A 25,623-nucleotide genomic window follows, 5' to 3' on the forward strand; every position below is an offset into this window, starting at 1 on the left:
GACCATGTCAGAAAAATTTGACGTAATCGTAATCGGCTCCGGCCCCGGTGGTTATGTCGCTGCAATTCGCGCGGCGCAGCTGGGTCTGAAAACTGCCTGTGTTGAAAAATGGGTAAACAAAGAAGGCAAGACCGTTAATGGCGGTACCTGCCTGAACGTGGGCTGTATTCCTTCCAAGGCGCTGCTGGACAGCTCCTGGAAATACCACGAAGCCAAAGACTCTCTCGACGTACACGGCATCGATACCGGCAAGGTAAAGATCGACGTCAAGAAAATGATCGAGCGCAAAGAAGGCGTTGTGAAGCAGATGTCTGGCGGCATCTCCGGCCTGTTTATGGCCAACAAGGTAACCTCCATTGAAGGTACCGGTAAATTGCTGTCTGGCAAGAAAGTGGAAGTGACCGATAAAGACGGTAAGTCCACCACTTACGAAGCCGAGAACGTGATCCTGGCTTCCGGTTCCGTACCGGTAAATATCCCGCCGGCCCCTGTGGACAACAAAGTGATTGTTGACTCCACCGGCGCGCTGGAATTCACCGACGTGCCCAAGCGCCTTGGTGTGATCGGTGCTGGCGTCATCGGTCTGGAACTGGGCTCCGTTTGGAATCGCCTGGGTTCCGACGTTGTTGTACTGGAAGCCCTCGACAGCTTCCTGTCCATCATGGACCAGCAGATTGCCAAAGAATCCCAGAAGATTCTGAAAAAACAAGGCCTCGACATTCGCCTGTCTTGCCGCGTAACCGGCAGCGAAGTGAAAGGCAAAGAAGTTGTCGTGACCTATCAGGACAAAGACGGCAAAGAGCAGACCGAAACCTTCGACAAGCTGATCGTCTGTGTGGGCCGTCGCCCGTACACCGAAGGCCTGCTGTCTGAAGATGCTGGTGTAAAACTGGACGAGCGCGGCTTCATCTACGTCAACGACCTGTGCATGACTTCTGCACCGGGCGTATGGGCGATCGGTGACGTGGTGCGCGGTCCGATGCTGGCCCACAAAGCGTCTGAAGAAGGCGTGGTGGTTGCCGAGCGCATCGCCGGCCAGAAGCCGATGATGAACTACGACGTGATCCCGAACGTGATCTACACCCACCCGGAAATCGCTGCGGTTGGCCGCACCGAAGAGCAGGTGAAAGCCGACGGCGAGCCCTACAACGTAGGTGTGTTCCCGTTCCTGGCGGTAGGTCGTGCGGTTGCGGCGAACGAATCCGGCGGCATGGTGAAAATCATCGCCCACGCTGAAACCGATCGTGTACTGGGTGCCCACATCGTAGGCCCGAGTGCCTCCGATCTGGTGCAGCAGGTAGCGATTGCGATGGAATTCGGTTCCAGCGCGGAAGATATCGGCATGACCGTATTCGGTCACCCGACCTTCTCCGAAGCAGTCAAGGAAGCGGCTCTCGCGGTTCACGGTCACGCCATCCACATGGCCAACCGTAAAAAACGCAAGTAAGCGACCCGCAATCCCGGGGTGGTAATCTGGTTACCGCCCCGGTTTCATTTCAGGGTTTTTGATTCTGTAACAAAGCACAATCAGAACCCTGTCTAAAGGTGCAGAGCAATCTGCAATTGGTAAACACATTTCAAATGTGAATTGGTATTGACTATGAACTTGCATGAGTATCAGGGCAAACAACTGTTTGCAGCATACGGATTGCCGGTTTCCAAAGGCATCGCAGCGGAAACCCCGGCAGCAGCAGCAGCGGCAGCAGACGAAATCGGCGGAGACAAGTGGGTTGTTAAAGCCCAGGTGCACGCTGGTGGCCGCGGTAAAGCGGGCGGCGTCAAGCTGGTAGATTCCAAAGCGGAAATTGAAGAATTTGCGAAAAAGTGGCTGGGTAACAACCTGGTAACTTATCAGACAGACGAAAACGGCCAGCCGGTTTCCCGCATCCTCGTGGAAAGCTGCACCGATATCGACCAGGAACTGTACCTGGGTGCGGTACTTGACCGCGCTACTCGTCGCATCGTTTTCATGGCCTCCACCGAAGGTGGTGTTGAAATCGAGAAAGTTGCGGAAGAGACCCCGGAAAAAATCCTGAAAGCCACCATCGACCCGCTGGTAGGCGCTCAGCCATACCAGGGCCGTGAGCTGGCCTTCAAACTGGGCCTCGAAGGCGACCAGATCAAACAGTTCACCAAGATCTTCCTGGGTCTGGCGAAAATGTTTGAAGAAAAAGACCTGGCCCTGCTGGAAATCAACCCGCTGGTAATCACTCCAGAGAAGAACCTGCACTGCCTGGACGCCAAGATCGTGATCGACAGCAACGCGCTGTACCGTCACCCGGACCTGCGTGAAATGCACGACCCGTCTCAAGAAGACGAGCGCGAAGCACACGCAGCCAAGTGGGACCTCAACTACGTAGCTCTCGATGGCAACATCGGCTGCATGGTAAACGGTGCTGGCCTGGCCATGGGTACCATGGACATCGTCAACCTGCACGGCGGCAAGCCTGCCAACTTCCTGGACGTTGGCGGCGGCGCGACCAAAGAGCGCGTTGTTGAGGCGTTCAAAATCATCCTGTCCGACGACAACGTTAAAGCCGTTCTGATCAACATCTTCGGCGGCATCGTACGCTGCGACATGATCGCAGAAGGCGTAATCGGCGCGGTGAAAGAAGTTGGCGTTACTATCCCGGTTGTTGTTCGCCTTGAAGGTAACAATGCCGACCTGGGTGCCAAGGTTCTGAGCGACAGCGGCCTGAACATCATCGCTGCCACCAGCCTGACCGACGCGGCAGAGCAAGTGGTTAAAGCTGCGGAGGGTAAATAATCATGTCAGTACTGATTAACAAAGATACTAAAGTCATCTGCCAGGGCTTCACCGGCTCCCAGGGCACTTTCCACTCCGAGCAAGCCATCGAGTACGGTACAAAAATGGTCGGCGGTGTTACCCCGGGCAAAGGCGGCCAGACTCACCTGGGCCTGCCGGTATTCGACACCGTGAAAGAAGCCGTAAAAGCGACTGGCGCAGAAGCGTCTGTTATCTACGTACCGGCGCCTTTCTGTAAGGATTCCATCCTGGAAGCGGCCAACGGCGGCATCAAGCTGATCGTGTGCATCACCGAAGGCATTCCTACCATGGATATGCTGGATGCCAAGGTTAAGTGCGACGAGCTGGGCGTGCGCCTGATTGGCCCGAACTGCCCGGGCGTGATCACTCCGGGTGAGTGCAAAATCGGCATCATGCCGGGCCACATCCACAAGCCGGGCAAAGTGGGCATCGTTTCCCGCTCCGGTACTCTGACTTACGAAGCCGTAAAGCAGACTACCGACCACGGCTTCGGCCAGTCCACTTGTGTGGGCATTGGCGGCGATCCCATCCCGGGCTCCAACTTCATCGATATTCTGGAAATGTTCCAGAACGACCCGCAGACCGAAGCCATCGTAATGATTGGTGAGATCGGCGGTTCCGCGGAAGAAGAAGCGGCTGCTTACATCAAGGCAAACGTCACCAAGCCGGTGGTTTCCTACATCGCGGGTGTAACCGCGCCACCCGGAAAGCGCATGGGCCACGCCGGTGCGATCATCTCCGGTGGTAAAGGTACCGCGGATGAGAAATTTGCTGCTCTGGAAGACGCTGGTGTTAAAACCGTACGCTCCCTGGCGCAAATCGGCGACGCACTGAAGGAAGTAACTGGCTGGTAATCAGCTATTCCTTTCTGAAAAGCCGCCTTCGGGCGGCTTTTTTTATGCCTGAAATTATCTTCCACAAGTCTTGCGAATCAATAATTGTGTAATAGGTGCCAAAACTGACATTCTTTCTTTCGGCGGACGGTAAAGTTCTGTGTTCAGCGGCCTATGGCTTGTGTGCAGGGAATAAGATAGGCTAAACCGTTGATATAGAAAGGGTTAGGGTATTTCATACAAGCCATTTGGAAAACAAGAACAAAAGCCATGGGCTTCTTTTGCTCGCATGAATGTGACGGCCTGTTTCTATAGGTTGTTGATTCTTGGTTATTTTTGTTGAGGTGTTGATTTCTGTGCCGAGGAACAATTGCTTCTGCAACAAAAGCCTATGGCGTATGAATAAAACTGTTATGCATCAGTAATGAGAAAATTAGTACTTACACTTAGTTTGGTCTTTTCTTCAGCGATCTCGGTTGCCCAAGAGGCAGTTGAGGAGATAGAGCCAATCTACCCAATGCCTCCGGTTTGTAGAGAGCTATCGGGATCAGTAAAGCTAGCTTTTCAAATTGATGAAGCTGGTGAGCCCGAAAATATAAAGATTGTCAAGGCAGAAACGGAAATATTCAATAGAGCCGCCATCAAGACGCTAAGCCAGTACCGCTTCAAAAAAGGAACTTACGTTGTAGGTGACACGTACAACAAAGTCCTAGAGTTTAAGCCCAAGCATAAGTGCCAGCCCAATGCATAACAATCAGCGGCAGAGCGACAGCCAACGCTACGCACCTTTTGTGTTACTCGCTGGCGCTCAAACATTAACACAAAAGGTGCTCCGCGCTGGCTGCGCCTGCGCTGGGCGTTAATGTTTTTTGGTGCAGTGGACTGGAGTTTTAAATTACTGGATAGCTACGTAGGGGTTTTTCGGTGGCTGGTGGCGCAGCGCTAGTAGGTGGCCATGTAAAAACGTGGTTCCATCATTTAGCTTCTGTTGTCGGGCTCCGTCAATTTTTTCAGGTTTTCCATTTGTGCCGTGCCGCTGGTGGTTCATCGTCGGCTTCGCCCACGATCCGTGGCTTGAAAGTCTGTGCCAAGTAGGGCGGCACCGCACGTTAGTTTTAAAGGGGCCGCAAATGTTAGAATTGTTCATTCATTTCAGTGGCCGCTTCAAACCCAGGTAAAATATAGCGGGCAAAAGTTGGCCCAACATTAACAAGCGCAAGCAAGATGCTCCGGCCCTTCGGGCCTGCGCGGGACGCCCAACGCTGTGCACCTTTTGCGCGGTCGCTACGCTCCCATTATTGCGCAAAAGGCGCACAACATTGGGCGCCCATGTTGCGAGCGTTAATGTTCAGGTTCATCAAGCCGCCGCCTAAAAATTCCAGCGTGCTTGATGAGCGATTCGGCGACCTCTAGCGTTGTAGAAGCGGTATCGCTAGCAGGGATTGACGGTTGATTTTTAGAGGCATCAGTGGCTTCCCTTCGTTAAGGTTAGCGCTGGCGGCGGAAGGAGTTCAGAGGGTTGTTCCTTTTGGGCGTGTAAGCCGCTCCAGGGAAAGCGTGGCATGGTACAGCCAATCGTGCCGCTCGCGGTATGTTAGTTTTTCGGGGCGTTGGGTTTGGTGGCCTTGTTCAGTAGTAAATTGCTTTCAGGTCATCAAACATTAACAAGGCCGGGCAATTCGCTCCGGGCCTGGGGCCCTCCGCGGGACAGCTTACCTTGCGCACGTTTTGCGCGGGTCGCTGCGCTCCCATTTTCGCGCAAAACGCGCACAAGGTAAGCTGCCCCTGCCGGCGGCGTTATTGTTCTGGCCCGCAGAGCCGCCGCCAAATAAATTTCGGTGTGCTTGGCAGGCAAAATAAAAATATCCAGCTCCGTAAAGGCTGGATCTCAAGCAATGGATTTACGAGACGATTTTAAGTGCCTTCAGTGGTATCCATTCTAAAAGTTTGATGGAGGCGGCGGGGGTAGTAAGGTGGAGCGTTCTGGTCTGGCTAATAACAAGATCAGAAGAAGGTGGTGCGTTGCACGCAACAGTGCCACTCAAAGTATGTTTGTTTTTTCCGGCTGATAGTTTTGTGCGCTGTAGTAATTTTCTGTCTAAAGCGCGTCAACAATAACAAGGCCAAGCAGTTCGCTCCGGGCCTTCGGCCCTCCGCGGGACGCCCAACGCTGTGCACCTTTTGCGCGGTCGCTGCGCTCCCATTATTGCGCAAAAGGCGCACAACGTTGGTCGCCCCTGTTGGCGGCGTTATGAGTCGTAAGTAGCAATGACAGAAAATATCCCAGAAATAGTTGTATTCGTTGTCGGCGTGCCACTATTTCTCATAGGATTCTATCTGTGGTTTCAAGCAGCGAGGCACATGATTGGTCTGCTTTCTCATTTTAAGCCAAACATGTGGTGGGGGCAGTACATACTAATTTGTATATTTATCCCTCATTTTTTTACGGAAGAGGGCAATTGGCACAGACTGCAAATGTTAAAGTATGCAGGACTTTTTATAGTCTTTTGCGGCACACCATTTCTTGCGTATGCAATTTGGAGCTACTCCGCACGTTGAAAACTCATAACAAGCGCAAGCAGTATGCTCCGGCCCTTCGGGCCTCCGCGGGACGCCCAACGCTATGCACGTTTTGTGCGGGTCGCTGCGCTCCCAGTTTCGCACAAAACGTGCATAGCATTGGTCGCCCCTGTTGCGGGCGTTATGTGTCGGAGCAATTATGAGCTGGTATATGGGCCGGTCTGAGAGAATGAAATTAAGAGCCATTCAGATTTTCGGCGGATTGTGTTCTTTTTTAGCTCTTTTGACTTTCATGCTTGGCCCACTTTATTTATTTCGTAAATTTAATGAGATTCCTTTGGATGCCAAAGGGGTTGACGGCGAAATCTGGCTGCTGGTAATTGGTGGCGGGCTAGGGGCTGGCGCGGCCTATCTTGTCTCCTATTTTATCGTCTGTGTTATCGGTGGCTATGATCCGGCCGTTGGAATGAAGGCGTGGGCGAAGCGATACAGATAACACATAACAATCAGCGGCAGAGCGACAGCCAACGCTACGCACCTTTTGTGTTACTCGCTGGCGCTCAAACATTAACACAAAAGGTGCTCCGCGCTGGCTGCGCCTGCGCTGGGCGTTAGTGTAAGCATGAAAAAAATACTGATATTGGCACTACTATCTTTAGCTTCTGGAAAGGCTCTTGCGGATTGCTCTTTTGAATTGAAAAAGGACAGTTACAAACCAGAAGTTGCAGCCAGTCTGGCTGAGAAGGCGTTTAAAGAGAATAATGTTTACTTCATCGCAGTAGCGGATGGAATTGGCCCTTCTCGCCCAGGCTTCGATATTCCATTTACTTCATGTATTTTTAAAAATACTAAATGGGAGATGCTTTGGGTTGGAGCTGATTCTGAGTACTGCGTTAACCATGAAGCTCTCAGAGCGCAGGCCAAAAGCTATGCTCAAAAATTCAACAACACCATGGTGCAATTAGCAAGTATCCAACTTCGTAAAATGTGCCCCGAGCTCCGTAAACACTAACAATCGCAGGCAGTTTGCTCCGGCCCTTCGGGCCTCCGCGGGACGTCCAACGCTATGCACATTTTGTGCAGGTCGCTGCGCTCCCAGTTTCGCACAAAATGTGCATAGCATTGGTCGCCCCTGCTGCGGGCGTTACGTGTCACAGAGAATAAAGCATGGATGTGAAAATCGTTTCTGTAGATGATGCATCTCGGTTGTCAAAATTTTATGAGGTAAACGAGTCGCATCTACGTGCCTGGGAGCCAGCTAAAGAGAAAGGATTTCATTCTGTTGAGGCTTGGAAGGAACGTTTGCAAGAATGGTCCTCGCAGGGAGGAAATGCTACCTCAGTACACTTTATCTCTGTAACTCCAGAAAGCCGGGAAGTTGTGGCCACATGTTCACTCACAAATATCGTGCGAGGTCCCTTCTTGGCTTGTCATATGGGGTATTCTGTAGATCACAAGCATGAGGGCAAAGGAGTTATGAAAGCTCTTTGTCAAAATGTAATAAATTACGCCTTCGAAGAGCTATCGCTAAATCGGGTAATGGCAAATTACATGCCGAGAAATCATAGATCAGCCAAGTTGCTTGAGAGACTTGGCTTTAGTATTGAAGGCGAGGCAAAGCGGTACTTAAAAATCAACGGTGTCTGGGAGAATCACGTCTTAACTTCGCTCCTTAACCCCGGAAACACGTAACAAAGCGCTGCAGCCGACGTCTAACTTTGCGCACTTTTTGCGCGGTCGCTTCGCTCCCATTATCGCGCAAAAAGCGCACAAAGTTAGCCGCGGCTGAGCGCGGCGTTATGGTGCCGGGCCGTAAAATTTGTTGCTTGTGCCAGCGTGTAATTTTGAGCACTGTTTTGGCCCGCAGCATTTGGCTATTTGCCATGATAAGATCAAGCAGTTTCGTTCCTAGTGGTTTCGTTTAAGTCTATGGGATCGCGGCCACTCCGGTGCACTAATGTGGAGTGCCAATAAGAGAATAATTGGTTGGGGGAAGCTGGAAATTCTTTCCTCGTTTTAAGGAGCTTCGGCGCATTCAGTGCCTGTAGGTGCTTCGGAGCGCGTCAGCCATAACCAGGCGCTGCAGCCGACATCTTACTTTGAGCACTTTGTTGCGCAGTCGCTACGCTCCTATTTTCGCGCAACAAAGCGCCCAAAGTAAGCTGCGGCTGAGCGCGGCGTTAACTTTACAATCGAGACCGAGAATGTCTATAGACATAGAGAAGCAAAAGGAGAGATTTGAATCGTTCAGAGAGGAACGATTGCCCGTCCTTCATGACTTCTCAAAAAAGCTAGGCTTTCAAAATCCACATGAAATCCTAATTAACCCAGAGGCCTTCCTTGAACAAATAGATAGCTGGCTGTCGGAACAAGAAATCACAGATGATTCGAGAAACTGGGTTACTGTCCGTATGGGCTACTTTATAGGGGAGTTATTCGTCGAGAAATTTGATGGTTGTTGGAGTGTTTGCGAGGCTCCAAGCTCTAAATATTTTGGCCACTATGTTGTTGGTGAGTTCTCTTCATTTAATAATCCAAATGCGCTTTTTTCTCCAATGGAGGCTGCTAACGAGTTGGCAAATCAACCCAAAGGCCGCTCGTTATCTGCAATAGTAAATGAAATTGAGGTGGCTCTTAATGGGCTATAAAAAGTTAACAAGGCCAGGCACATTCGCCCCTTCGGGGCTGGACCTCCGCACTGCGTGCTCCGGCCTGTGCTGGCGGCGTTATGCATGTGTCAGCATGAATTTGAAAAATGGAAGAGAGTAGTTCTATGTCCTTTAGCTTCATTGTTTCAGCAGTCGTTGGATTGGCATGTACGGCGGCCTACCTGTATTGCTTTTTATCATTGAAGAAATCGAGAAAGGCGTCAGGGATGAAGCACTTGGCATATTTCTCTGGTGCATTCCTTGTATATTTTTTGATAAACCTGTTTAGCTACACGCTTGGCCCGGCAGCTCACTTGGTGGGGGCAAGTTCTGGTATAGAATGGATTGGGATCGCTGAAGATTTCGTTTACTCAATACTAAGTGTTGTTGCCGTAGTATTTTTTATTCTTGGTGTGCGTTCAGCCGCAGCGCAAGCAAGTGCATAACAATCAGCGGCAGAGCGACAGCCAACGCTACGCACCTTTAGTGTTACTCGCTGTCGCTCAAACATTAACACAAAAGGTGCTCCGCGCTGGCTGCGCCTGCGCTGGGCGTTAGAGTTTCGTCGTAATACGAAGCAATGAATGGAAAATGATTTAAATATTAGTGTTGGTACTAAAATGAATTTATTTTGGAGAGTTTGGAGGGGCTGGACGGTTGGCGTAACCGTTCTGTTTTTGCCGTTACTTCTGCTAGCTATCCTGTCATCTAAGAATATGCCAGATCTCTCGCTTTATACAATTCCATTAATCCCGGTAATTGCTGCGGTCCAGGGACTATTTGTAGCATGTTTGGTAGTATTGGGTCTTAAGATTTGGCCCCCTAAGCAAGCGCAGTGAGTACTCTAACAAAGCGAGGCAATTCGTTCCGGCCCTGCGGGCCTCCACCGGACAGCTTACTTTGCCCACTTTATACGCGGGTCGCTTCGCTCCCATTTTCGCGCATAAAGTGCGCAAAGTAATCTGCCGCTGCTCGCGGCGTTATAGCGCGAAGGTAGTTTTTTACAGCTAGTAAGATTTAATTAGTGTCGCTATTTATTTTGCTTGGGTGAAGGATCTGGCAGAAGCGAGTAGGTTTTCCTATTTTCTTGGTGCCACAATTAATAAAATGTTTTCGGTGGCTTCATCGCACTGCTTGTGGTGTGCCAAGGTGGCAAGTGTGCAAGTGTCTTCGGGTATGGCATGCTTGCACCAATTATTAACCAGTGGCTACGCTCGGTCGCTTCGCAAGGTGCTTCGTAGTCGGTTGCAAACCGTCGCCACTATAACAATACGTGCCAGAGGGACCTCCGTTGCGGCTTTGGTTTGTGCTTAATCGCTACGCTAGCACAAACAAAAGCCTTCACTCCGGCCCCTGCACTATGCGTTATGTGCCAGCACTTACAAAGCGTCCCAGTGGAGCCATAAATTGTGAAAATGATAAAGATATTTTTATGGATTTTGATAATTCCAGTCTCCATTTTCTGTATTATCGCTAGTTCTGCTCCATTCACCCCTATGGTATTGGTTTCATTTGCGCTCATCATGCTTGCTGGAGTTATAGGAGCGTTCGGGCAGCTAAATTTGGCAATTGTCTGTTTGGCACTGAATTCTGTAGCGGTTGCAATCAGCCCAATATCAGATATGGAGTATGTGGGTAGTAGCGTAAAGCAGGCCTTTATTTTGGCAGTGCCAATAGTAATCGGATTTGGTGGAATTCTTGTTGGAGTGGCTAAGCTCCGGAGCGCTGCCCACACATAACAATCAGCGGCAGAGCGACAGCCAACGCTACGCACCTTTCGTGTTACTCGCTAGCGCTCAAACATTAACACAAAAGGCGCTCCGCGTTGGCTGCGCCTGCGCTAGGCGTTATGTGTCAGCACTTGCAAAGCGTCTCAGTGGAGCCATAAATTGTGAAAATGATAAAGATATTTTCATGGATTTTGATAATTCCAGTCTCCATTTTCTGTATTATCGCTAGTTCTGCTCCATTCACCCCTATGGTATTGGTTTCATTTGCGCTCATCATGCTTGCTGGAGTTATAGGAGCGTTCGGGCAGCTAAATTTGGCAATTGTCTGTTTGGCACTGAATTCTGTAGCGGTTGCAATCAGCCCAATATCAGATATGGAGTATGTGGGTAGTAGCGTAAAGCAGGCCTTTATTTTGGCAGTGCCAATAGTAATCGGATTTGGTGGAATTCTTGTGGGAGTGGCTAAGCTCCGGAGCGCTGCCCACACATAACAATCAGCGGCAGAGCGACAGCCAACGCTACGCACCTTTTGTGTTACTCGCTGTCGCTCAAACATTAACACAAAAGGCGCTCCGCGCTGGCTGCGCCTGCGCTGGGCGTTAGCCACCTTAAGGAAAGTCGAGCATGAAAATAAAAAAAATTCTGATGATTGCCACCATTGGTTTGTCTCCACTTTCTCATTCAGAGGAAGACCGAGAGCCCTTAAGAACAATGTCAGATTGCTTGATAATGCATAATTGGAGTTCCTGGGGTATGTGGAGATTCGATGTGTATGCGCTGGCTAGTGAAAAAATATTGATCGGGGATAGTAATAACTATTTTCTAGTTACATCTAGTGATCCCGGTTACAAGCATGTAGTTTCTGGAGAAACTGTCGCACACTTCAAAGAAGCTGAATCGCTGAAAGAGTTGGGGGCCGAGTGTAAAGAAAACTGTCCCGTAAATTATAAAAAGCGTACTGGTTGGTTTAAGCGTCGGTGCACTTCTTTCCAGCCCTGAGCCATGAAGTGGCTAACAAGCAGCGGCAGAGCGACAGCCAACACTACGCACCTTTTGTGTTACTCGCTGTCGCTCAAACATTAACACAAAATGCGCTCCGCGCTGGCTGCGCCTGCGCTGGGCGTTAGCATCAACATGAACAAAATCGCACTTTCTGGAATTTTGATGAGTAGCTTTTCATATGGATATGAGATTCCTACTCACGTATGCGTAAAAGATGAAATCAGAAATTATTACTCGCTAGTGCCGGAAAAAAAGGAGAGTAAGGTTGCAATGCATGCAACTGAAATCGCTTTTAACAAGCTTATGCCCCGGTATGATGGTGTCCACTTACCGGTCTGGGCTGCAGCAAAGAAAGATGAAAGTACTTGGTTAGTTCGATTCTCAACATGTCAAGAGTCCCATAGTAGTGCAGGCTATATTTTGGTAAACCCTACATCGGGGAAAGTATCTAGGGTGCATTGGGATCACGAGTAACTATGCTAACAATCGCAGGCAGTTTGCTCCGGCCCTTCGGGCCTCCGCGGGACGCCCAACGCTATGCACATTTTGTGCGGGTCGCTGCGCTCCCAGTTTCGCACAAAACGTGTATAGCATTGGTCGCCCCTGCTGCGGGCGTTAAGAATCTCATGAATACAGTACACCTTAGAAGATCACTTAATGAAGGCGCAATAATTGGACTGCTGTTTATTGTTATTTTCGCCATCTCCGGTTCGGATAAATTTCTACCTGATCCAGAATACGATTCTTTGGAAAAGTACGAGGGCGTTGTACGGTCCATCGAATATATAAATAACGGGCAAAGATGGAGGGTTAAGGTGCAAGGAGAAAACGATTATCGAGTTTTCTTTGTGCCTTCTGATTTCTGCTCTAATCTTGACAAAGACCTATTTGCCGGGGATCGCGTAGATTCAAGGTTGCACAGAAGATTTTGGCTATTTAGCTCTTTCAAGGCCTGGGAAATATCAAAGGGCGGTAATGTAATTGTTGCTTACAGAAAGTCAGAAAAACAAAATCTTGCGGAAATAGTTATAGTAGGCATTCTCGCTTTTATTGCAATGTCAGTATCTTTTGCGGTTTTGTTCTATCAACAAAAGGTTAGGAGGCGCAGTGGAGCATATTCTTAACAAACGCAGGCAGTATGCTCCGGCCCTTCGGGCCTCCGCGGGACGCCCAACGCTATGCACATTTTGTGCGGGTCGCTGCGCTCCCAGTTTCGCACAAAAAGTGCATAGCATTGGTCGCCCCTGCTGCGGGCGTTAAAGCTCACGAGTATCGTGGTTCGTATTTATGAGCGAAATAACTGACTATTTAGTCATTTCCGGAGACGGAGACGAGTTGAAAGCCGATCCATTCGGAGAGAGTCTGGCTTTCGCTTGTGGTGATTGTGGGCATCCGGTAGTAGCGGTGGCTAAAAAAGGGCAGCGCGGTTCGTCTATTGAAAATTCTTCAGTTTGCAGAGGCTGTTGGCAACATTATGTTGTTGAAGTTCGAGAGTCAGTAGAGAAAATTGTGGTGTATCGGGCCCATGAGCTTTAACAAAATCAGGCAGGATACTCCGGGCCTTCGGCCCTCCGTGGGACGTCCTACTTTGTGCACTTTATTGCGCGGGTCGCTGCGCTCCCATTATCGCGCAATAAAGCGCATGTTGTCGGACTGGTTTTCCGCTGCGCTTCAAACCAGCCGCGAATGCGGGCGTTGGGCTCACAAGGAGTGACGATGAGAAAAGTAAAATTTAATTATCTAAAAATGGCCGGCGTATTTACGCTTATTATTGCCTGCATTCACATTGGGTGTATTGTGTTTGGTGGCGATTGGTACAGATTCCTTGGTGCCGGAGAGCAAATGGCAATATTGGCTGAGCAAGGCCACCCTTATCCTACTATTGTTACAAGTATCATTTCAGCAATTCTATTGGTCTGGGCAATGTATGCATTTTCGGGCGCTGGCTTAATAGCTAAACTACCACTTGTGCGGGTTGGTTTGTTTCTAATATCCACTGTTCTATTCGCTCGCGCGCTTGGGTTTTACTTCATAATGCCGGCTTTCCCAGATAATTCGATAACATTCTGGCTAGTTAGCTCGGGCATTTGTTTGTTACTCGGTTTATTCTACGCAATGGGTTTAAAGCAGCGGTGGCACTCAATAGGTGACAAAGCCTAGCAAGCGACTGTGGTGTCAAGCAGCCAGATTTATGTCGCTCTGTCCCCAGTGGGTACCGTCTTTCACCATGGCTTCAGCACTACTATCATCTTTCGCAATCAGGCGGTCAGGGCGACTTTTTATGTTTGCCCTGGTTCACAATGCGCTTGTAAAACTCTCTAATTATTGGGTTTGCAGCAGTGACAGCCCAACATCGGGTTAAGCATTCCCAAGTTCCTTGAAGCTCGAAGCAAGCGATGACAATGCATTTTGTGCAGCGTTGAATTTCAGGTGCGCCGCCTCCGCAGGTATTCGATGACTTCGTGATGGTTGCCGCGAAAGCAGATTCGTTCTGCTTTTTCGGCAATTTGATGGTCGTACATAGGGTCGTAGTAATCCTGCAGTAGCGAATTGATCCAGTCTCTGTGGCGATCTGTACTGCCGTTGGAAAGTTGCTGTTGCAGTGCATCTTGCATAATGGCATCGATCTCCTGAAAGCGCGCTCCGCCGAGACGTTTTGCAATTCTGAACAGGTTTTGACGGAGCGATGCCGCGTACATCTCTTTGCCGCGTTGACGACCAAAAACTTGTATGAATTCGCTACAAAGGTTTATGACATAGTCTTGAAGAATACGATCAACCCGGTTATCGAAATCGTCTTCAAGCCAAATGACGGGGCATTGCTGCATTTTCCGGTGCAGTGAATAGGGGATGGAACATTTGCCGATCAGGCGGCTTTCATCCTCTAGCACAAAGTGATCTTGCTTTCTGGCGCGGCGTTTGAGCAGTTCAATGGCCAGTCTATTCTCGAAGTTGATTTGCGTTGGTTGTGGCGTTGCCTTTTTACCAAAACTGGAGCCGCGGTGATTCGCATGTCCTTCCAGGTCGATGGCATTCGATAGTTGCGCGATAATTTCGGTTTTTCCTGTACCGGTCATGCCGCTCAGAATGGTGAATCGGCAGTCGTGTGCGGCACTTTCCAGCTCATCAATCAAAAAGTTGCGCATTGCCTTGTAGCCACCAGTAATGCGTGGGTAGTCAACACCTGTATCGTGCAGCCATAACTGGCTGATCTGTGAGCGCAGGCCGCCTCGAAAGCAGAATAGGTAGCCCGAAGGGTGCGCGCGGGTAAAGTTTGCCCAGTGTGCAACACGCTCTTCCTTTGTCTTTCCGCTGACCAGTTCATGCCCCAGATTGATGGCGGCCTGCTGGCCCCGCTGTTTGTAGCAGGTACCTACTTGCTGGCGCTCGCTATCCGTCATCAGGGGAAGGTTGGTGGCGGTGGGGAAGGAGCCCCTTGCAAACTCCGCGGGTGCACGGGTATCAATCAAGGGGCGATCATTCAGGAAAATATCCCGATAGTCCGCGGTGTCTGGACGCAGTTTCTTGAAGGCATCCGACCCGCTCATTTCACGAGTACCGCCGGCCCGCCCGCAGCGGGGCTTTTCAGCTCTCCGATAGGGGATAGCTGCAAGTTAAATTTCGTCGCTGCTTTCAGGAACTCGCGTTCGCCTTGCGGATCGACAGCAACCAAGAGGCCGCCGCTGGTTTGCGGATCTGCCAACAGCGATTTTTGCGCTTCTTCGGCAAGCTGTACCCGATGTCCGTAGCTTTCGAAGTTGCGCCCGGTTCCACCTGGGATACACCCCTGATCAATGTAGTAATCCACTCCTTTCATACGTGGTACGGCGTTGAACTCGAGGTGCGCGCAGAGCTGGCTGCCATCGGCCATTTCTACCAGATGCCCAAGCAAACCGAAGCCGGTAACGTCGGTCATGGCTTTCACCGCTGGAAGTTTTGCAAACACGCTTCCGGGGCGGTTCAGAGTGCACATCTGGTCCCGGGCAATACCCGTGTCTTGCGAGCGAAGCTTTCCCTGTTTTTCTGCGGTGGTAAGAATACCGATACCGAGGGGTTTGGTGAGGTAAAGCTTGCAGCCGGCGGTGGCCGTGTCGTTGCGCTTTAGATCCTGCTTATCCACCACGCCGGTAACTGCCAGTCCGAAGATGGGCTCGGGTGCGTCAATGGAGTGGCCGCCAGCGAGGGGAATACCCGCTTCCTTACACACGGTCCGGCCGCCGTGGATCACTTCACGGGCCACTTCCGGCGGCAAGACATTGACCGGCCAACCTAGTATCGCGATGGCCATCAATGGATCTGCGCCCATGGCGTAGATATCACTGATGGCGTTGGTGGCGGCAATGCGGCCGAAGTCGTAGGCATCGTCGACGATAGGCATAAAGAAGTCGGTGGTAGATACCACGCCACGGGTTTCATCCAAACCGTAGACGGCGGCGTCGTCGCGCGATTCATTGCCCACCCAGAGTCGCGGATCTATTTCGGTACTTCCGCTGTTGGCCAGAATCCTGTCCAGCATCGCGGGAGCGATTTTACAGCCACAGCCGGCTCCGTGACTGTATTGGGTCAGACGTATGGATTGGTCGGTACTGGAAACTTGCATACAGGTCTCTTTTGGCCAGGCACCCCGCAACTCGGAGTCTTCGGTGTCAATTGGCGTTCATTTTAGCAGTGGGTGCGTCTGGATTCATTCTGTATGAGTATGGGTGCACTATGGTTTCTTCTGTTTCCAAACGGTTCCGGCGAGCGGCACCCGGATCTATTCTCGAGATAATATGAGGAGCTGAATGTGAAAAAGGACGACTCGCAGCGCACAACCAATGACGCCGGAATTCCGGTTGCCAGTGACGAGTATTCGCTTACTGTGGGTGCAGAAGGCCCCATCATCCTGCAGGACCACTACCTGATTGAACAGATGGCCAATTTCAATCGGGAGCATATTCCAGAGCGCCAGCCCCACGCGAAAGGTTCCGGTGCTTTCGGACACTTTACGGTTACCCGGGACGTGAGTGCATATACCAAGGCCGCAGTATTCCAACCGAATACAAAAACCGATACTTTGATCCGGTTTTCTACTGTTGCCGGAGAGAAGGGCAGCCCGGACACCTGGCGCGACCCACGGGGTTTTGCACTTAAATTTTATACGTCTGAGGGTAACTACGATCTGGTGGGAAATAACACGCCGGTTTTCTTTATCCGTGACCCGATGAAGTTCCAGCATTTTATCCGCTCCCAGAAACGCCGCGCCGATTCCGGCTTGCGCGACCACGATATGCAATGGGACTTCTGGACCCTGTCGCCGGAATCCGCCCACCAGGTGACCTGGCTAATGGGGGATCGCGGTATCCCCAAAACCTATCGGCATATGAACGGCTACTCCAGCCATACCTATATGTGGGTGAATGCCAAAGGGGAGCGCTTCTGGGTGAAATATCACTTCAAGTGCGACCAGGGTGTGGAATGCCTGACGCAGGAGGAGGCGGATCGTATCGCCGGGCAGGATTCTGATGCGCACCGTCGCGACCTGTTTGAGGCCATCGCCAGCGGAGATCACCCCAGCTGGACGCTGCATGTGCAGATCATGCCCTATGAGGAAGCCGAGAACTATCGCTTCAACCCTTTTGATCTGACCAAGGTGTGGCCCCACGGAGACTATCCCCTGCACGAAGTTGGCAAGCTGGTGCTGGATCGCAATCCGACAGATTTCCACACCGAGATCGAACAGGCGGCGTTTGAGCCCAACAATGTGGTGCCGGGTATCGGTTTCAGTCCAGACAAGATGCTGCAGGCACGGGTGTTCTCATACGCGGACGCTCACCGCGCACGCATGGGGGTCAACTACAAACAGATCCCGGTAAACCGGCCAAAATGCCCGGTGCACAGCTACAGCAAGGATGGTGCATTGCGGGTCGACAATGTTACCGACCCGGTCTATGCCCCCAATAGCAAAGGCGGGCCCAGTGCAAACCACAGCTACACCGAGAAATGGGAAGCCAGTGGTGAATTTATGCACGCTGCCTATACCCCCCACAAAGAGGATGACGATTTTGTGCAGGCGGGCACGCTGGTGCGTGAGGTCATGGACGATGGGGGGAGGGAACGCCTGGTTTCCAATGTGGTGGGGCACCTCTCCGCCGGGGTCTCCGATGAAGTCCTGAAACGCGCTTTCGAGTACTGGCGCAACGTGGACAAGGACATCGGTGACCGTATTGAGAAAGGCGTAAAAGGCAATTGATGCCGAATTGATCTCACGAAGGGCCCGTTCGGGCCCTTTTTATTTTGGGGCCGGTGATTTTGCGCTCCCCGGGGCGTTCCGCCGCACACTTCACCGTTTCACGCTTGCAGCTGTCGCGGCAATCCATTTGAATATGGACCGAGTATAAAAATATTGTCGCCACACTGGTGTTCGCTGTCAGCTGGAGTCTCACTTGTCGTTCCTCATTCAGAATCGCACCGTACATTCCATTCTTGTGAGGCTTGTGCTCGCCGTAATCGCCTACGCTGGGCCTTTTTCCTATGCGCAGGAAACCGCCAGTGGTGACCACGTAAAAGTTCGCTGGCTGGCGCCGGATACCTTCGGTCCCGGTGAGGAAACCATTGGTTTTTATTTCGAGGTCGATCCCGGCTGGCACGTCTACTGGCGCAACGCCGGCGATTCCGGCGCTGCACCGCGCTTTGATTTTGTCGGTGCCAGCGGCAAGGTTGGCGAGATCCAGTGGCCGTTCCCGGTGCGTTTACCCATCGAGCACCTTACCAATCTCGGCTATGAAGGTGACGTGGCCTACCTGTTCACGGTGACACCGGAAGCGGAGCGTATGGAGCTGGTGGTGAATCTGGAGTGGCTGGTGTGCAAGGTGGACTGCATCCCCGGGTTCGGCGCCATGAGCCTGTCGCGCCCGGTGGCAGACCAGGTGGTGTGGCCGGACGGCGACAAGGCACTGCGGGATCGTTTTGCCGCGCAGGTTCCGCTTGTGGTCAACGGCGACACCGGTTTTCCGTGGTCTGTGCGAAGCGTTACCGCGGAAGCGGACGGCGACAGTCTGCAGCTGGTACTGGAAGCGGGTGAAGGCGCTTCCTCGGAAGAGCCGGCGGTCTTTCCCCTCGATGGGAACCTGCTGACCGCCAAAGCCCCTCAGATCGCACAGTCCGGCAGTACCATCGGCTACACCTTCCAGCGAGTGCCCGGTGCGCCCTTACCGGACAGCACCGGTTTTGTGATCAGCGACGGCACCCGGTCCTGGCAGCTGGAGCAGCTGGATATTCAGGCGGCGGCCACCGCAGCGCCCAGTCCGGTCGATGGCGGACAGCCTCTATGGCTGCTGGTGCTGGCGGCCATTGCCGGTGGCGCTATTCTCAACCTGATGCCCTGCGTGTTTCCGGTTCTGTCGATCAAGCTGTTTGGCCTGGTCGGCCCGGAAAAGCATGCCGGTGAACGTCTGCACGAGGGCCTGCGCTATGCCGCCGGGGTTCTGGTGACCTTTGCTGTGCTGGGAGCGCTGCTGCTGGTTCTGCGGGCCGGTGGCGCAGCGATTGGCTGGGGATTCCAGTTGCAGTCTGCACCGGTGGTGCTGGGGCTGATTCTACTGTTCTGGGTTATGGCGCTGTCGTTCAGTGGTCTGTATGAGTTTGGCCATCACCTGATGAACCTGGCCGGAAACAGCCGCGGGGGATCTTTTGTCACCGGTGTACTGGCGGTATTTGTGGCAGCTCCCTGTACGGGACCGTTTATGGGTGCCGCGCTGGGTGCCGCCACCTTACTGCCGGCATACGGCGCCATGGCGATCTTCCTCGGGTTGGGCATCGGGCTGGCATTGCCGTTTGTTCTACTGTGTGTCTTTCCCGCGTTGCTGAACCGCCTGCCGGCGCCGGGGCCCTGGATGGAGACCCTGCGTCAGTTCCTCGCATTCCCGCTGTATGCCACGGTGATCTGGTTGTTGTGGGTGCTGGGCCGCCTGGTGGGCGAGAGCGGTTGGCTAATCGGGGCCATGCTGATGCTGACCATCGTGTTTGCTTTCTGGCTCGGGCGCCATGGGTTCCGTGGCAGCCGCTGGCTTGCCTGGGGGCTGGTGCTGGCGGCACTGGTATTGAGTTTTGGTGCCGCCAACAAGCTGCAGCACAGTGGCGCCGCAGGAGCGGCACTGGCGCAGGAGAGCAGCGATTGGCAGCCCTACGATCGCAGTGCGATTAATCAGGCATTGTCCCGCGAACAGGGCGTATTTATCGACTACACCGCAGCCTGGTGTATTACCTGTCAGGTGAACAAAAAGCTGGTGCTGGAGTCGCAGGAAGTTGAGGCGCTGTTCCGGGAGAATGACGTGTATCTGGTGCGGGCCGACTGGACCGACCAGAACCCGGAAATCACCCGGGCGTTGGGAGAGTTGGGGCGCAACTCGGTACCGGTTTACGCCTGGTATGCACCGGGAGAAATGGAGCCAGTATTGCTGCCGCAGATTTTGAAAGCGGACATGATTGAAGCCCTGTTCGACAACAAGTAATTCTTTACCCTATTTTCAACCAAGAGGATGCGTCATCGTGAATACTCAGCGTGTAAGTGGTAAACGGTCTTTTCGTCAATTTATCAGCAGTGTCGCGTTGTTTGCGCTACCGGCGTTGGCCGTGGCTGTTGCGATTCCCGGCGAGCAGGCACCGGCATTCAGTGAGGTGGATGCAAAAGGTGAGACCCGCAGCCTGGAAGACTACAAAGGTCAGTGGCTGGTGCTGGAGTGGTTCAACAAGGACTGTCCTTATGTGAAGAAACATTACGGTAGCGGCAATATGCAGGCACTGCAGAAAAAATACACCGACCAGGACATCAACTGGCTAACCGTTATCTCTTCTGCGAAAGGCAAGCAGGGCTACCTGGAGCCGGCGCAGGCATTGGAAGTGGCGGAGAGCCACAAGCTCGCGGCAAGTGCTCCCTTCCTGTTGGATAGCGACGGCAGTATGGGGCGCGCGTACGGGGCCAAGACCACGCCACATATGTTTATCATCAACCCCGAAGGGCAGGTAGTTTACGCCGGTGCGATCGACGATAACGACTCGGCGAACCCTGCAGTGATCCCCAACTCCAACAATTATGTGGCCGCAGCATTTGATGCAGCATTGAAAGGCGAGCAAGTGGCGGTGGCTTCGAGTCGTGCATACGGCTGTAGCGTCAAGTATTGATTTCGTTGTCGTTTAATCACAAGCCGTGCAAATAACAAGGCCCTCGGGGAAGTATCCCTGAGGGCCTTTTCAGTTGGTGCTCTTAGTTCCCGGGTACGGAAATCAGTTCGCCGTACAGGTGGGCTCTACATAGCTTCCGGTATGAGTACCCTGTAAACCGAAGCTGGCACTCGCACCGGGCTGTAGGTTGCCGTTCCATGCCAGATTGCTAACGGTGACCAGAGTGCCCCCATTTTCTGCGGTGAAGTTGCCACCCCAGCCGCTGTCAAAGGTATTGCCCCCGCTGAAGTTCAGTTTGACCTCCCAGCCGCTTACCGCGCTGTCGCCGTTGTTGGTGACAGTGATGGTGTTCAGTACAAATCCGTCTGCCCAGCTGTCGGCTTCACCGGGTTCACAGGCAATGTCGGACTCCGGTTCTGGATCCGGTATCACTTCCTCAACCACCTGAATCTGTACGCTATCCGTTGCAGACAATTCGATACCCGCGCTGTCCACCGCGACAAGCTCTAACAGGTAGCTACCTGTTTCTGCCGGCGCAGTAATGGTGGTGGGGCTGCTATCCGCACTGGCGACCAGACCACCATCGATATAGATGTTGGCGCCGCTGCTTTTGCGCTGGTTGAAGGCTACGGTAATGGTTTCTTCTACCAGGTATTCACTGCCGGAAGTCGGCGTCACGATATCCAGCACCGGACTGTCGTTGCCGTAAAACTCGCTTACGGTAATACCTGTTTCACTGCTGCCAAGTGGCACCTGGTGATCCAGGCCTACAAACTTGCCACCGGTGTTCTGCCACAGTGCCGGTTTGAGCAGAGCGTACTTTTCTTCATCCCAGGTTTTCCAGTCATAACCCCAGAGACCGCCGGTATCCCCGGAGTTGGGATTCAAGCACCAGAAGGTATGGTGCAGCTTGTGCTCCACAATCAGATCACGGGCATAGGTCATCCATTTTTCGTTCTGACCGCCGTCCATAAAGCCGCCCCATTCACCGAACAGTAGCGGCGAAACTCCCTGCTCATACAGGTAGAACCAGTTATCTCTCCAGGCGTCCTCCATCAGGGACTCATAAGTAAAGTCCGGCTCAAACCAGGGCTGAAGGTAGACAGACGGACCGTAGATATGGGGGGAGTAGACCAGCTGATCCTGGTGCGGGCCGAGATCGATCGGGTGATCTGCCACACCGCGGAGGTTGCCGCCCCACCAGTAGTTGTGAAAATCTTTACTGGAATCGCTGTCCCAGGTTACGCCGTCCTTCGGGAAAGACTCGATGCCTTCGCACAGAACCAGCACCTTGGGGTTGATGGTGAGAATACGCTTGGACGCGGTTTCGCAGGCGTATTTCCAGTTATTTTCGTCGGTGGAGCTATCCCACTTGGCGTAGGGAGAATCCGCCCAGGGTTTTCCGTGAGGTTCGTTTTCAATATCGAATGCGATGACGGTGTCATCATTTTTATAGCGATCCGCCATCCACTCCCAGGTTTCGTAGAAAATTTCGGAAGTGAGTTCTTCGTTGTACCACATGGGCGCGAAGTGACCGGAGTTATCCGCTTTGGCACTGTGTACGTCCACCATGATTTTAATGCCGTACTTTTTCGCAAGCGCCACTGTGGTGTCGAAAATCTCAAGTGTGGTTTTCCCGGCAATTTCCGGGTTGGCGTAGTCGTTGATGCTCGGCACTGCGGCCATACCGCTTTGCCACTCGTAAATCAGTTCCGTGGAAATGGGCACACGGAGAATATTGATACCGCGGCTGGCGATATCCGCCATAGCGTTTTCGAGGTTTATTGCCCACAGGCCGTGAAATACCCGCTCACTGGCGTTGAATCCGAACCAGTTGGCGCCGGTCAGCCATACCGGATTGCCCTGTTGATCGACAATCTGGTTGCCTTCCACTCGCAGCCAATCGTCGTCCGGCAGTGCTTCGGCAAATGATGGTGCAGAGAGAGACGTGGCCAGCGCAGTGGCCAATGAAAGTGTTGTCAATGTCTTCATTGTATTTTCAAGACTCTAATGAATATTTGAAGAGAAACGGAAAAACACCCGACAGACGCGATGGTCTGTCGGATGCTCATTGTGGGCGCTACCGGATATCAGTCAGCGCTACAGGTCGGCAGGGCGAAGTCGCCATTGTGTCCGCCCTGGAAGCCGGCACTGGCAGAGGCGCCCGGTTGCAGGTTTCCATTCCAGGCGGCGTTGGTGACGCTGACACTGCGGCCATCGGAGGACAGTTGGAACTCGCCGTTCCAGCCATTCACGATGCTGATGGGGTTGGCAAACGTAAGCGTTACTTCCCAGCTGCTGATGGCGCTATCACCGTTGTTTTCCACAACGATGTCATTGATGACAAAGCCGGTGTTCCAGCTGTCGGCAGCGTCCACGGAGCACTGCACACCTTCTCCACCACCGGAAGATTGCTCTTCCACGACGATGGAAACGCTGTCGGTGGCGCTAAGCTCTTCACCATCGTCCACAGCGCGTACTTCGATCACGTGGTTGCCGAGTGAGGGGGCGTCAATTACCAGATCGGTGGCACCATTGGCACTGCCGGTGAGCGCTCCGTCCAGGTACAGGTTTACACCGTCTGCGTATTGCAGGGTGTACTGCACGGTAATGTCTTCCCCTTCCTCAAAGGTACTGCCGTTTGCCGGCGAGGTGATGCTGACCGCAGGGATGGGCGGGGACTCTACATCGATGGTCACGGTGGCCGGTGCGGAAACAGCGCCGGCATCGTCACTGACGGTGTAAGTGAAGCTGTCGATGCCGAAGAAGCCGGCATCCGGCGTGTACAGCAGTTCTGCGCCAGTGCCACTCAGGCTGCCGTTACCCGGGGAGGTTTCCACGGTGTAGCCGGTGATACTGCCGTCGCGATCGCTGCCGGACAGGGTCACCATTACCTGGGACTCGAATCCGGTCTCAACGGAAACGTCGTTAGCCACCGGAACACAGTTCACACCGGAGCTGCCGCCGCAACCTTCACCGGGCTCCTCGCCCCAGACCAGATTGCCGTCGTCGTAGAGGGCAATGCGCGGCGCTTGTTCACGGCTGCTGCCGTAGTTGTCCCAGGACGGATCATTGCTCTGATCCCAGGGCAAACTTTCGCGAACGCCAATGCGGAATTGGGATTCCTTTTTGCTATCGGACTGGCCACCGGGGAAGATATCCACACCCTCGAAAGACACTTCGACGTAGTAGATATTGTCTGCGGGATCACCCCAGGGGTGTGGGCCGGTAAAATCACTGCCCTGGTTGTAGGCGGTATTCAGTTCCAGGTCACTGGCTGAATAGCCGGCATCCACCAGCTCGGAAATATCCACCCAGTAACGCAGACTCAGGTTGTCGGTCAGACGTGCAGGCCAGGCGCTGCGGTTATGCGGGCGTGCGCTGATTTCGGTGTGGCGGGGGCCGGTGGAATTCAGTTTTGCATCAACGAAGAATTCGGTATCCCGCTCCTCCGGTGCCGGGAAGCTGTCTTCGGGAATCGGGTTGCCGCCGAAGTCCATCCACAGGCGCGCCAGGGCGCCGGTGAAGCCGGCGTTATAGTCGGTCGCCACTTCGTTGAGGATGTAATCGCCGCGGTCGTTTTCAAAACCATCGCTGGTATCCGGGCCGCCCACCAGCGCACCCACCAGAGTATGGCGGTTATCCACCGGGTCAGACAGGCTGTCGTTCCAGGAGCCGTGTGCGGTGCGGTGGTGCGGTGATGTGGGATACACGGAGCCATAGCCGATCTGATAGCTCATATTCATCGGGTTGTCGCCGAGGATGTATTCCATCTGGCTGACGGCGAAGTCGTAGTAAGTCTGTGCCTTGGGGTTGTCCGCATCGTTCGCTTTCAGGTAGTCGGAATAGATCAGCGCGATGAAAGCGGTGTTGGAGGCGTAACGGGCGGCGCCCCAGCGATCCAGGTGCGCCAGGCCACCGGGGGTATAGGTTACGCGGTTGCCTTCATAGCCGGTGGTCCAGTAATCCAGCCAGCGCTCGGCGTCAGCGCGATATTGGGGGTTGTCGGTGAGCATGGACATCAGCACGTAGCTGCCATAGCCCTTGTCGTCCCAGGCGTGGGTCCATTTGTAAGAGCGCACTGGCGACTGTGGCTCGGTGGAGAGGTTGTCGTAATAGCTGTTGGCTTTGTCCAGATAGGACTGGTCGCCAGTGGCGCGATAGAGCCACGCCGCGCCCCAGACCAGCTCGTCGTTATAACCGCTCCAGGAATTGTAAAACGCGGTGGCATCGGTGATGCAGTCGCTGTATTTCCCGCGATAGTTATCGGCAAAACTGTAAAGTTGCTTGGCGTGCTCCAGCAGGGTTGCTGAATACTGTGGGTCGGAATTTTCAAAAACCATGGAAATCGCGGCCAGTGCCGCAGCGGTTTCACCGGCCAGATCCGAGCCCGGACAGTTCTCGTCAATTTTGTAGGATGGCCGCGCCATCTGCATCACTTCCGCAGAGCCCCACCAGGCGTGATCCACGGCACCTTCGCCCACCTGTCCATACAGTTCGTTCGGCGCGGTATGCGCTTTTACGAAATAGTCGGCGACAAATTTCAGGTTATTTTTCAGGTGTTCGAGCTGACCGGTCTGTGCATAGGCTGCCTGGTTCTCAACGGCACCCCAGGCGAGCATGGTCGCGGTTGCTGCCATCGGGAAACCGAACTTTACATGGTCACCTGCGTCGTACCAGCCACCGGTGAGGTCGACGTTGTTGTCGGCACCGTCCTGCATGCCGGAGTCGCCGCGCCATTCGTTGCGGTTCCAGCCTGGAATGGGGCCGGATTGCTGGGCTTCGTAAAAATAGATGGATTTTTGCAAAGCTTCACCGTAGTTGGCGGCGAGGGTATGGCTGGAAAAGAGTGCGGCACCGGCCACTGTGGCGGCGATGGTGGCGCGGAGTTTACTGGCTCTGGTCAATCGCATTGTGGTACGTCCTTCTTGTGATTTTTT

General features: G+C 53.1%; 23 protein-coding genes. 19 read left to right on the plus strand and 4 right to left on the minus strand.

Translation table 11 applies throughout. The features are described 5' to 3' along the window. Positions 1-4 precede the first annotated feature (4 nt). The 16 genes from lpdA (at position 5) to ACXAG1_RS11870 (ending at position 13,681) form a co-directional block, all read left to right on the plus strand. On the plus strand, positions 5-1,447 hold the full coding sequence (lpdA, locus tag ACXAG1_RS11795) for a dihydrolipoyl dehydrogenase (RefSeq protein ID WP_475092246.1): 1,443 nt from the start codon (positions 5-7) through the stop codon (positions 1,445-1,447). Positions 1,448-1,600: 153 nt separating this feature from the next. Next, a complete protein-coding gene (sucC, locus tag ACXAG1_RS11800; RefSeq protein WP_231757951.1) occupies positions 1,601-2,767 on the plus strand; it encodes an ADP-forming succinate--CoA ligase subunit beta in 1,167 nt (388 codons plus the stop codon). A 2-nt stretch (positions 2,768-2,769) separates the two neighbouring features. Further along, positions 2,770-3,642, plus strand: coding sequence for a succinate--CoA ligase subunit alpha (gene sucD / locus ACXAG1_RS11805; protein WP_475092247.1), 873 nt, complete (start codon positions 2,770-2,772; stop codon positions 3,640-3,642). 403 nt (positions 3,643-4,045) lie between these two features. Beyond that, positions 4,046-4,372: a TonB family protein gene (locus ACXAG1_RS11810; protein WP_475119791.1), complete on the plus strand. Its 327-nt coding sequence runs from the start codon at positions 4,046-4,048 to the stop codon at positions 4,370-4,372. A 1,968-nt stretch (positions 4,373-6,340) separates the two neighbouring features. Then, positions 6,341-6,637 (plus strand): hypothetical protein, encoded by a 297-nt coding sequence (locus ACXAG1_RS11815; protein WP_475119792.1) that lies wholly within the window; start codon positions 6,341-6,343, stop codon positions 6,635-6,637. 126 nt (positions 6,638-6,763) lie between these two features. Beyond that, positions 6,764-7,153 (plus strand): hypothetical protein, encoded by a 390-nt coding sequence (locus ACXAG1_RS11820; protein WP_475091444.1) that lies wholly within the window; start codon positions 6,764-6,766, stop codon positions 7,151-7,153. A 155-nt stretch (positions 7,154-7,308) separates the two neighbouring features. Further along, a complete protein-coding gene (locus tag ACXAG1_RS11825; RefSeq protein ID WP_475119793.1) occupies positions 7,309-7,833 on the plus strand; it encodes a GNAT family N-acetyltransferase in 525 nt (174 codons plus the stop codon). A gap of 512 nt (positions 7,834-8,345) precedes the next feature. Next, positions 8,346-8,789: a hypothetical protein gene (locus ACXAG1_RS11830; protein ID WP_475119794.1), complete on the plus strand. Its 444-nt coding sequence runs from the start codon at positions 8,346-8,348 to the stop codon at positions 8,787-8,789. Between the two features lie 107 nt (positions 8,790-8,896). Beyond that, a complete protein-coding gene (locus tag ACXAG1_RS11835; RefSeq protein ID WP_475119795.1) occupies positions 8,897-9,235 on the plus strand; it encodes a hypothetical protein in 339 nt (112 codons plus the stop codon). A 963-nt stretch (positions 9,236-10,198) separates the two neighbouring features. After that, on the plus strand, positions 10,199-10,528 hold the full coding sequence (locus ACXAG1_RS11840; protein ID WP_475119796.1) for a hypothetical protein: 330 nt from the start codon (positions 10,199-10,201) through the stop codon (positions 10,526-10,528). A 152-nt stretch (positions 10,529-10,680) separates the two neighbouring features. Next, complete coding sequence (locus tag ACXAG1_RS11845) at positions 10,681-11,010, plus strand: hypothetical protein (RefSeq protein WP_475092254.1); 330 nt, start codon at positions 10,681-10,683, stop codon at positions 11,008-11,010. Positions 11,011-11,143: 133 nt separating this feature from the next. Then, positions 11,144-11,518 carry a hypothetical protein gene (locus ACXAG1_RS11850; protein WP_475119797.1) on the plus strand — a complete coding sequence of 125 codons (375 nt, stop codon included), beginning with the start codon at positions 11,144-11,146 and terminating at the stop codon, positions 11,516-11,518. A 135-nt stretch (positions 11,519-11,653) separates the two neighbouring features. Then, positions 11,654-11,995: a hypothetical protein gene (locus tag ACXAG1_RS11855; RefSeq protein WP_475092361.1), complete on the plus strand. Its 342-nt coding sequence runs from the start codon at positions 11,654-11,656 to the stop codon at positions 11,993-11,995. A 152-nt stretch (positions 11,996-12,147) separates the two neighbouring features. After that, entirely contained in the window at positions 12,148-12,645 is a 498-nt protein-coding gene (locus tag ACXAG1_RS11860; protein ID WP_475119798.1) for a hypothetical protein, read from the plus strand. A gap of 163 nt (positions 12,646-12,808) precedes the next feature. Further along, positions 12,809-13,057: a hypothetical protein gene (locus ACXAG1_RS11865; RefSeq protein ID WP_475092268.1), complete on the plus strand. Its 249-nt coding sequence runs from the start codon at positions 12,809-12,811 to the stop codon at positions 13,055-13,057. A gap of 180 nt (positions 13,058-13,237) precedes the next feature. Beyond that, a complete protein-coding gene (locus ACXAG1_RS11870; protein ID WP_475092269.1) occupies positions 13,238-13,681 on the plus strand; it encodes a hypothetical protein in 444 nt (147 codons plus the stop codon). Between the two features lie 266 nt (positions 13,682-13,947). On the opposite strand, the gene mnmH is transcribed toward ACXAG1_RS11870, so the two are convergent. Together mnmH and selD are read right to left on the minus strand one after the other, a co-directional pair. Then, on the minus strand, positions 13,948-15,069 hold the full coding sequence (gene mnmH, locus ACXAG1_RS11875; protein WP_475092270.1) for a tRNA 2-selenouridine(34) synthase MnmH: 1,122 nt from the start codon (positions 15,067-15,069) through the stop codon (positions 13,948-13,950). Further along, a complete protein-coding gene (gene selD / locus ACXAG1_RS11880) occupies positions 15,066-16,121 on the minus strand; it encodes a selenide, water dikinase SelD (protein ID WP_475092271.1) in 1,056 nt (351 codons plus the stop codon). Before selD ends, mnmH begins: the two co-directional genes overlap by 4 nt. Positions 16,122-16,307: 186 nt before the next feature. On the opposite strand from selD, the gene ACXAG1_RS11885 reads away from it, so the two are divergent. The 3 genes from ACXAG1_RS11885 to ACXAG1_RS11895 all read left to right on the plus strand — a co-directional run bounded on the left by ACXAG1_RS11885 (position 16,308) and on the right by ACXAG1_RS11895 (position 20,683). Further along, positions 16,308-17,753, plus strand: coding sequence for a catalase (locus ACXAG1_RS11885; protein WP_475092272.1), 1,446 nt, complete (start codon positions 16,308-16,310; stop codon positions 17,751-17,753). Positions 17,754-17,946: 193 nt separating this feature from the next. Beyond that, positions 17,947-20,013 carry a protein-disulfide reductase DsbD family protein gene (locus tag ACXAG1_RS11890; RefSeq protein WP_475119799.1) on the plus strand — a complete coding sequence of 689 codons (2,067 nt, stop codon included), beginning with the start codon at positions 17,947-17,949 and terminating at the stop codon, positions 20,011-20,013. Positions 20,014-20,050: 37 nt separating this feature from the next. Next, on the plus strand, positions 20,051-20,683 hold the full coding sequence (locus tag ACXAG1_RS11895) for a thioredoxin family protein (RefSeq protein WP_475092274.1): 633 nt from the start codon (positions 20,051-20,053) through the stop codon (positions 20,681-20,683). Positions 20,684-20,785: 102 nt separating this feature from the next. Here ACXAG1_RS11895 and ACXAG1_RS11900 read toward each other — a convergent pair whose 3' ends face one another. Together ACXAG1_RS11900 and ACXAG1_RS11905 are read right to left on the minus strand one after the other, a co-directional pair. Further along, the gene (locus ACXAG1_RS11900) at positions 20,786-22,675 is read right to left on the minus strand and encodes a cellulase family glycosylhydrolase (RefSeq protein WP_475119800.1); all 1,890 of its coding nucleotides are present in this window, start codon (positions 22,673-22,675) and stop codon (positions 20,786-20,788) included. Between the two features lie 98 nt (positions 22,676-22,773). Next, complete coding sequence (locus tag ACXAG1_RS11905; protein WP_475119801.1) at positions 22,774-25,596, minus strand: glycoside hydrolase family 9 protein; 2,823 nt, start codon at positions 25,594-25,596, stop codon at positions 22,774-22,776. Between the last annotated feature and the right edge of the window lie 27 nt (positions 25,597-25,623).

It is taken from the genome of Microbulbifer sp. ABE4_465 (genome assembly GCF_056160765.1).

Coding starts and splice junctions, on each gene's coding strand:
- ACXAG1_RS11855 (WP_475092361.1), top strand. CDS start 11,654: ATGAACAAAATCGCACTTTCTGGAATTTTGATGAGTAGCTTTTCATAT.
- ACXAG1_RS11870 (WP_475092269.1), top strand. CDS start 13,238: ATGAGAAAAGTAAAATTTAATTATCTAAAAATGGCCGGCGTATTTACG.
- sucC (WP_231757951.1), top strand. CDS start 1,601: ATGAACTTGCATGAGTATCAGGGCAAACAACTGTTTGCAGCATACGGA.
- ACXAG1_RS11810 (WP_475119791.1), top strand. CDS start 4,046: ATGAGAAAATTAGTACTTACACTTAGTTTGGTCTTTTCTTCAGCGATC.
- ACXAG1_RS11865 (WP_475092268.1), top strand. CDS start 12,809: ATGAGCGAAATAACTGACTATTTAGTCATTTCCGGAGACGGAGACGAG.
- ACXAG1_RS11815 (WP_475119792.1), top strand. CDS start 6,341: ATGAGCTGGTATATGGGCCGGTCTGAGAGAATGAAATTAAGAGCCATT.
- selD (WP_475092271.1), bottom strand. CDS start 16,121: ATGCAAGTTTCCAGTACCGACCAATCCATACGTCTGACCCAATACAGT.
- ACXAG1_RS11825 (WP_475119793.1), top strand. CDS start 7,309: ATGGATGTGAAAATCGTTTCTGTAGATGATGCATCTCGGTTGTCAAAA.
- mnmH (WP_475092270.1), bottom strand. CDS start 15,069: ATGAGCGGGTCGGATGCCTTCAAGAAACTGCGTCCAGACACCGCGGAC.
- ACXAG1_RS11900 (WP_475119800.1), bottom strand. CDS start 22,675: ATGAAGACATTGACAACACTTTCATTGGCCACTGCGCTGGCCACGTCT.
- ACXAG1_RS11830 (WP_475119794.1), top strand. CDS start 8,346: ATGTCTATAGACATAGAGAAGCAAAAGGAGAGATTTGAATCGTTCAGA.
- ACXAG1_RS11820 (WP_475091444.1), top strand. CDS start 6,764: ATGAAAAAAATACTGATATTGGCACTACTATCTTTAGCTTCTGGAAAG.
- lpdA (WP_475092246.1), top strand. CDS start 5: ATGTCAGAAAAATTTGACGTAATCGTAATCGGCTCCGGCCCCGGTGGT.
- ACXAG1_RS11835 (WP_475119795.1), top strand. CDS start 8,897: ATGGAAGAGAGTAGTTCTATGTCCTTTAGCTTCATTGTTTCAGCAGTC.
- ACXAG1_RS11850 (WP_475119797.1), top strand. CDS start 11,144: ATGAAAATAAAAAAAATTCTGATGATTGCCACCATTGGTTTGTCTCCA.
- sucD (WP_475092247.1), top strand. CDS start 2,770: ATGTCAGTACTGATTAACAAAGATACTAAAGTCATCTGCCAGGGCTTC.
- ACXAG1_RS11860 (WP_475119798.1), top strand. CDS start 12,148: ATGAATACAGTACACCTTAGAAGATCACTTAATGAAGGCGCAATAATT.
- ACXAG1_RS11905 (WP_475119801.1), bottom strand. CDS start 25,596: ATGCGATTGACCAGAGCCAGTAAACTCCGCGCCACCATCGCCGCCACA.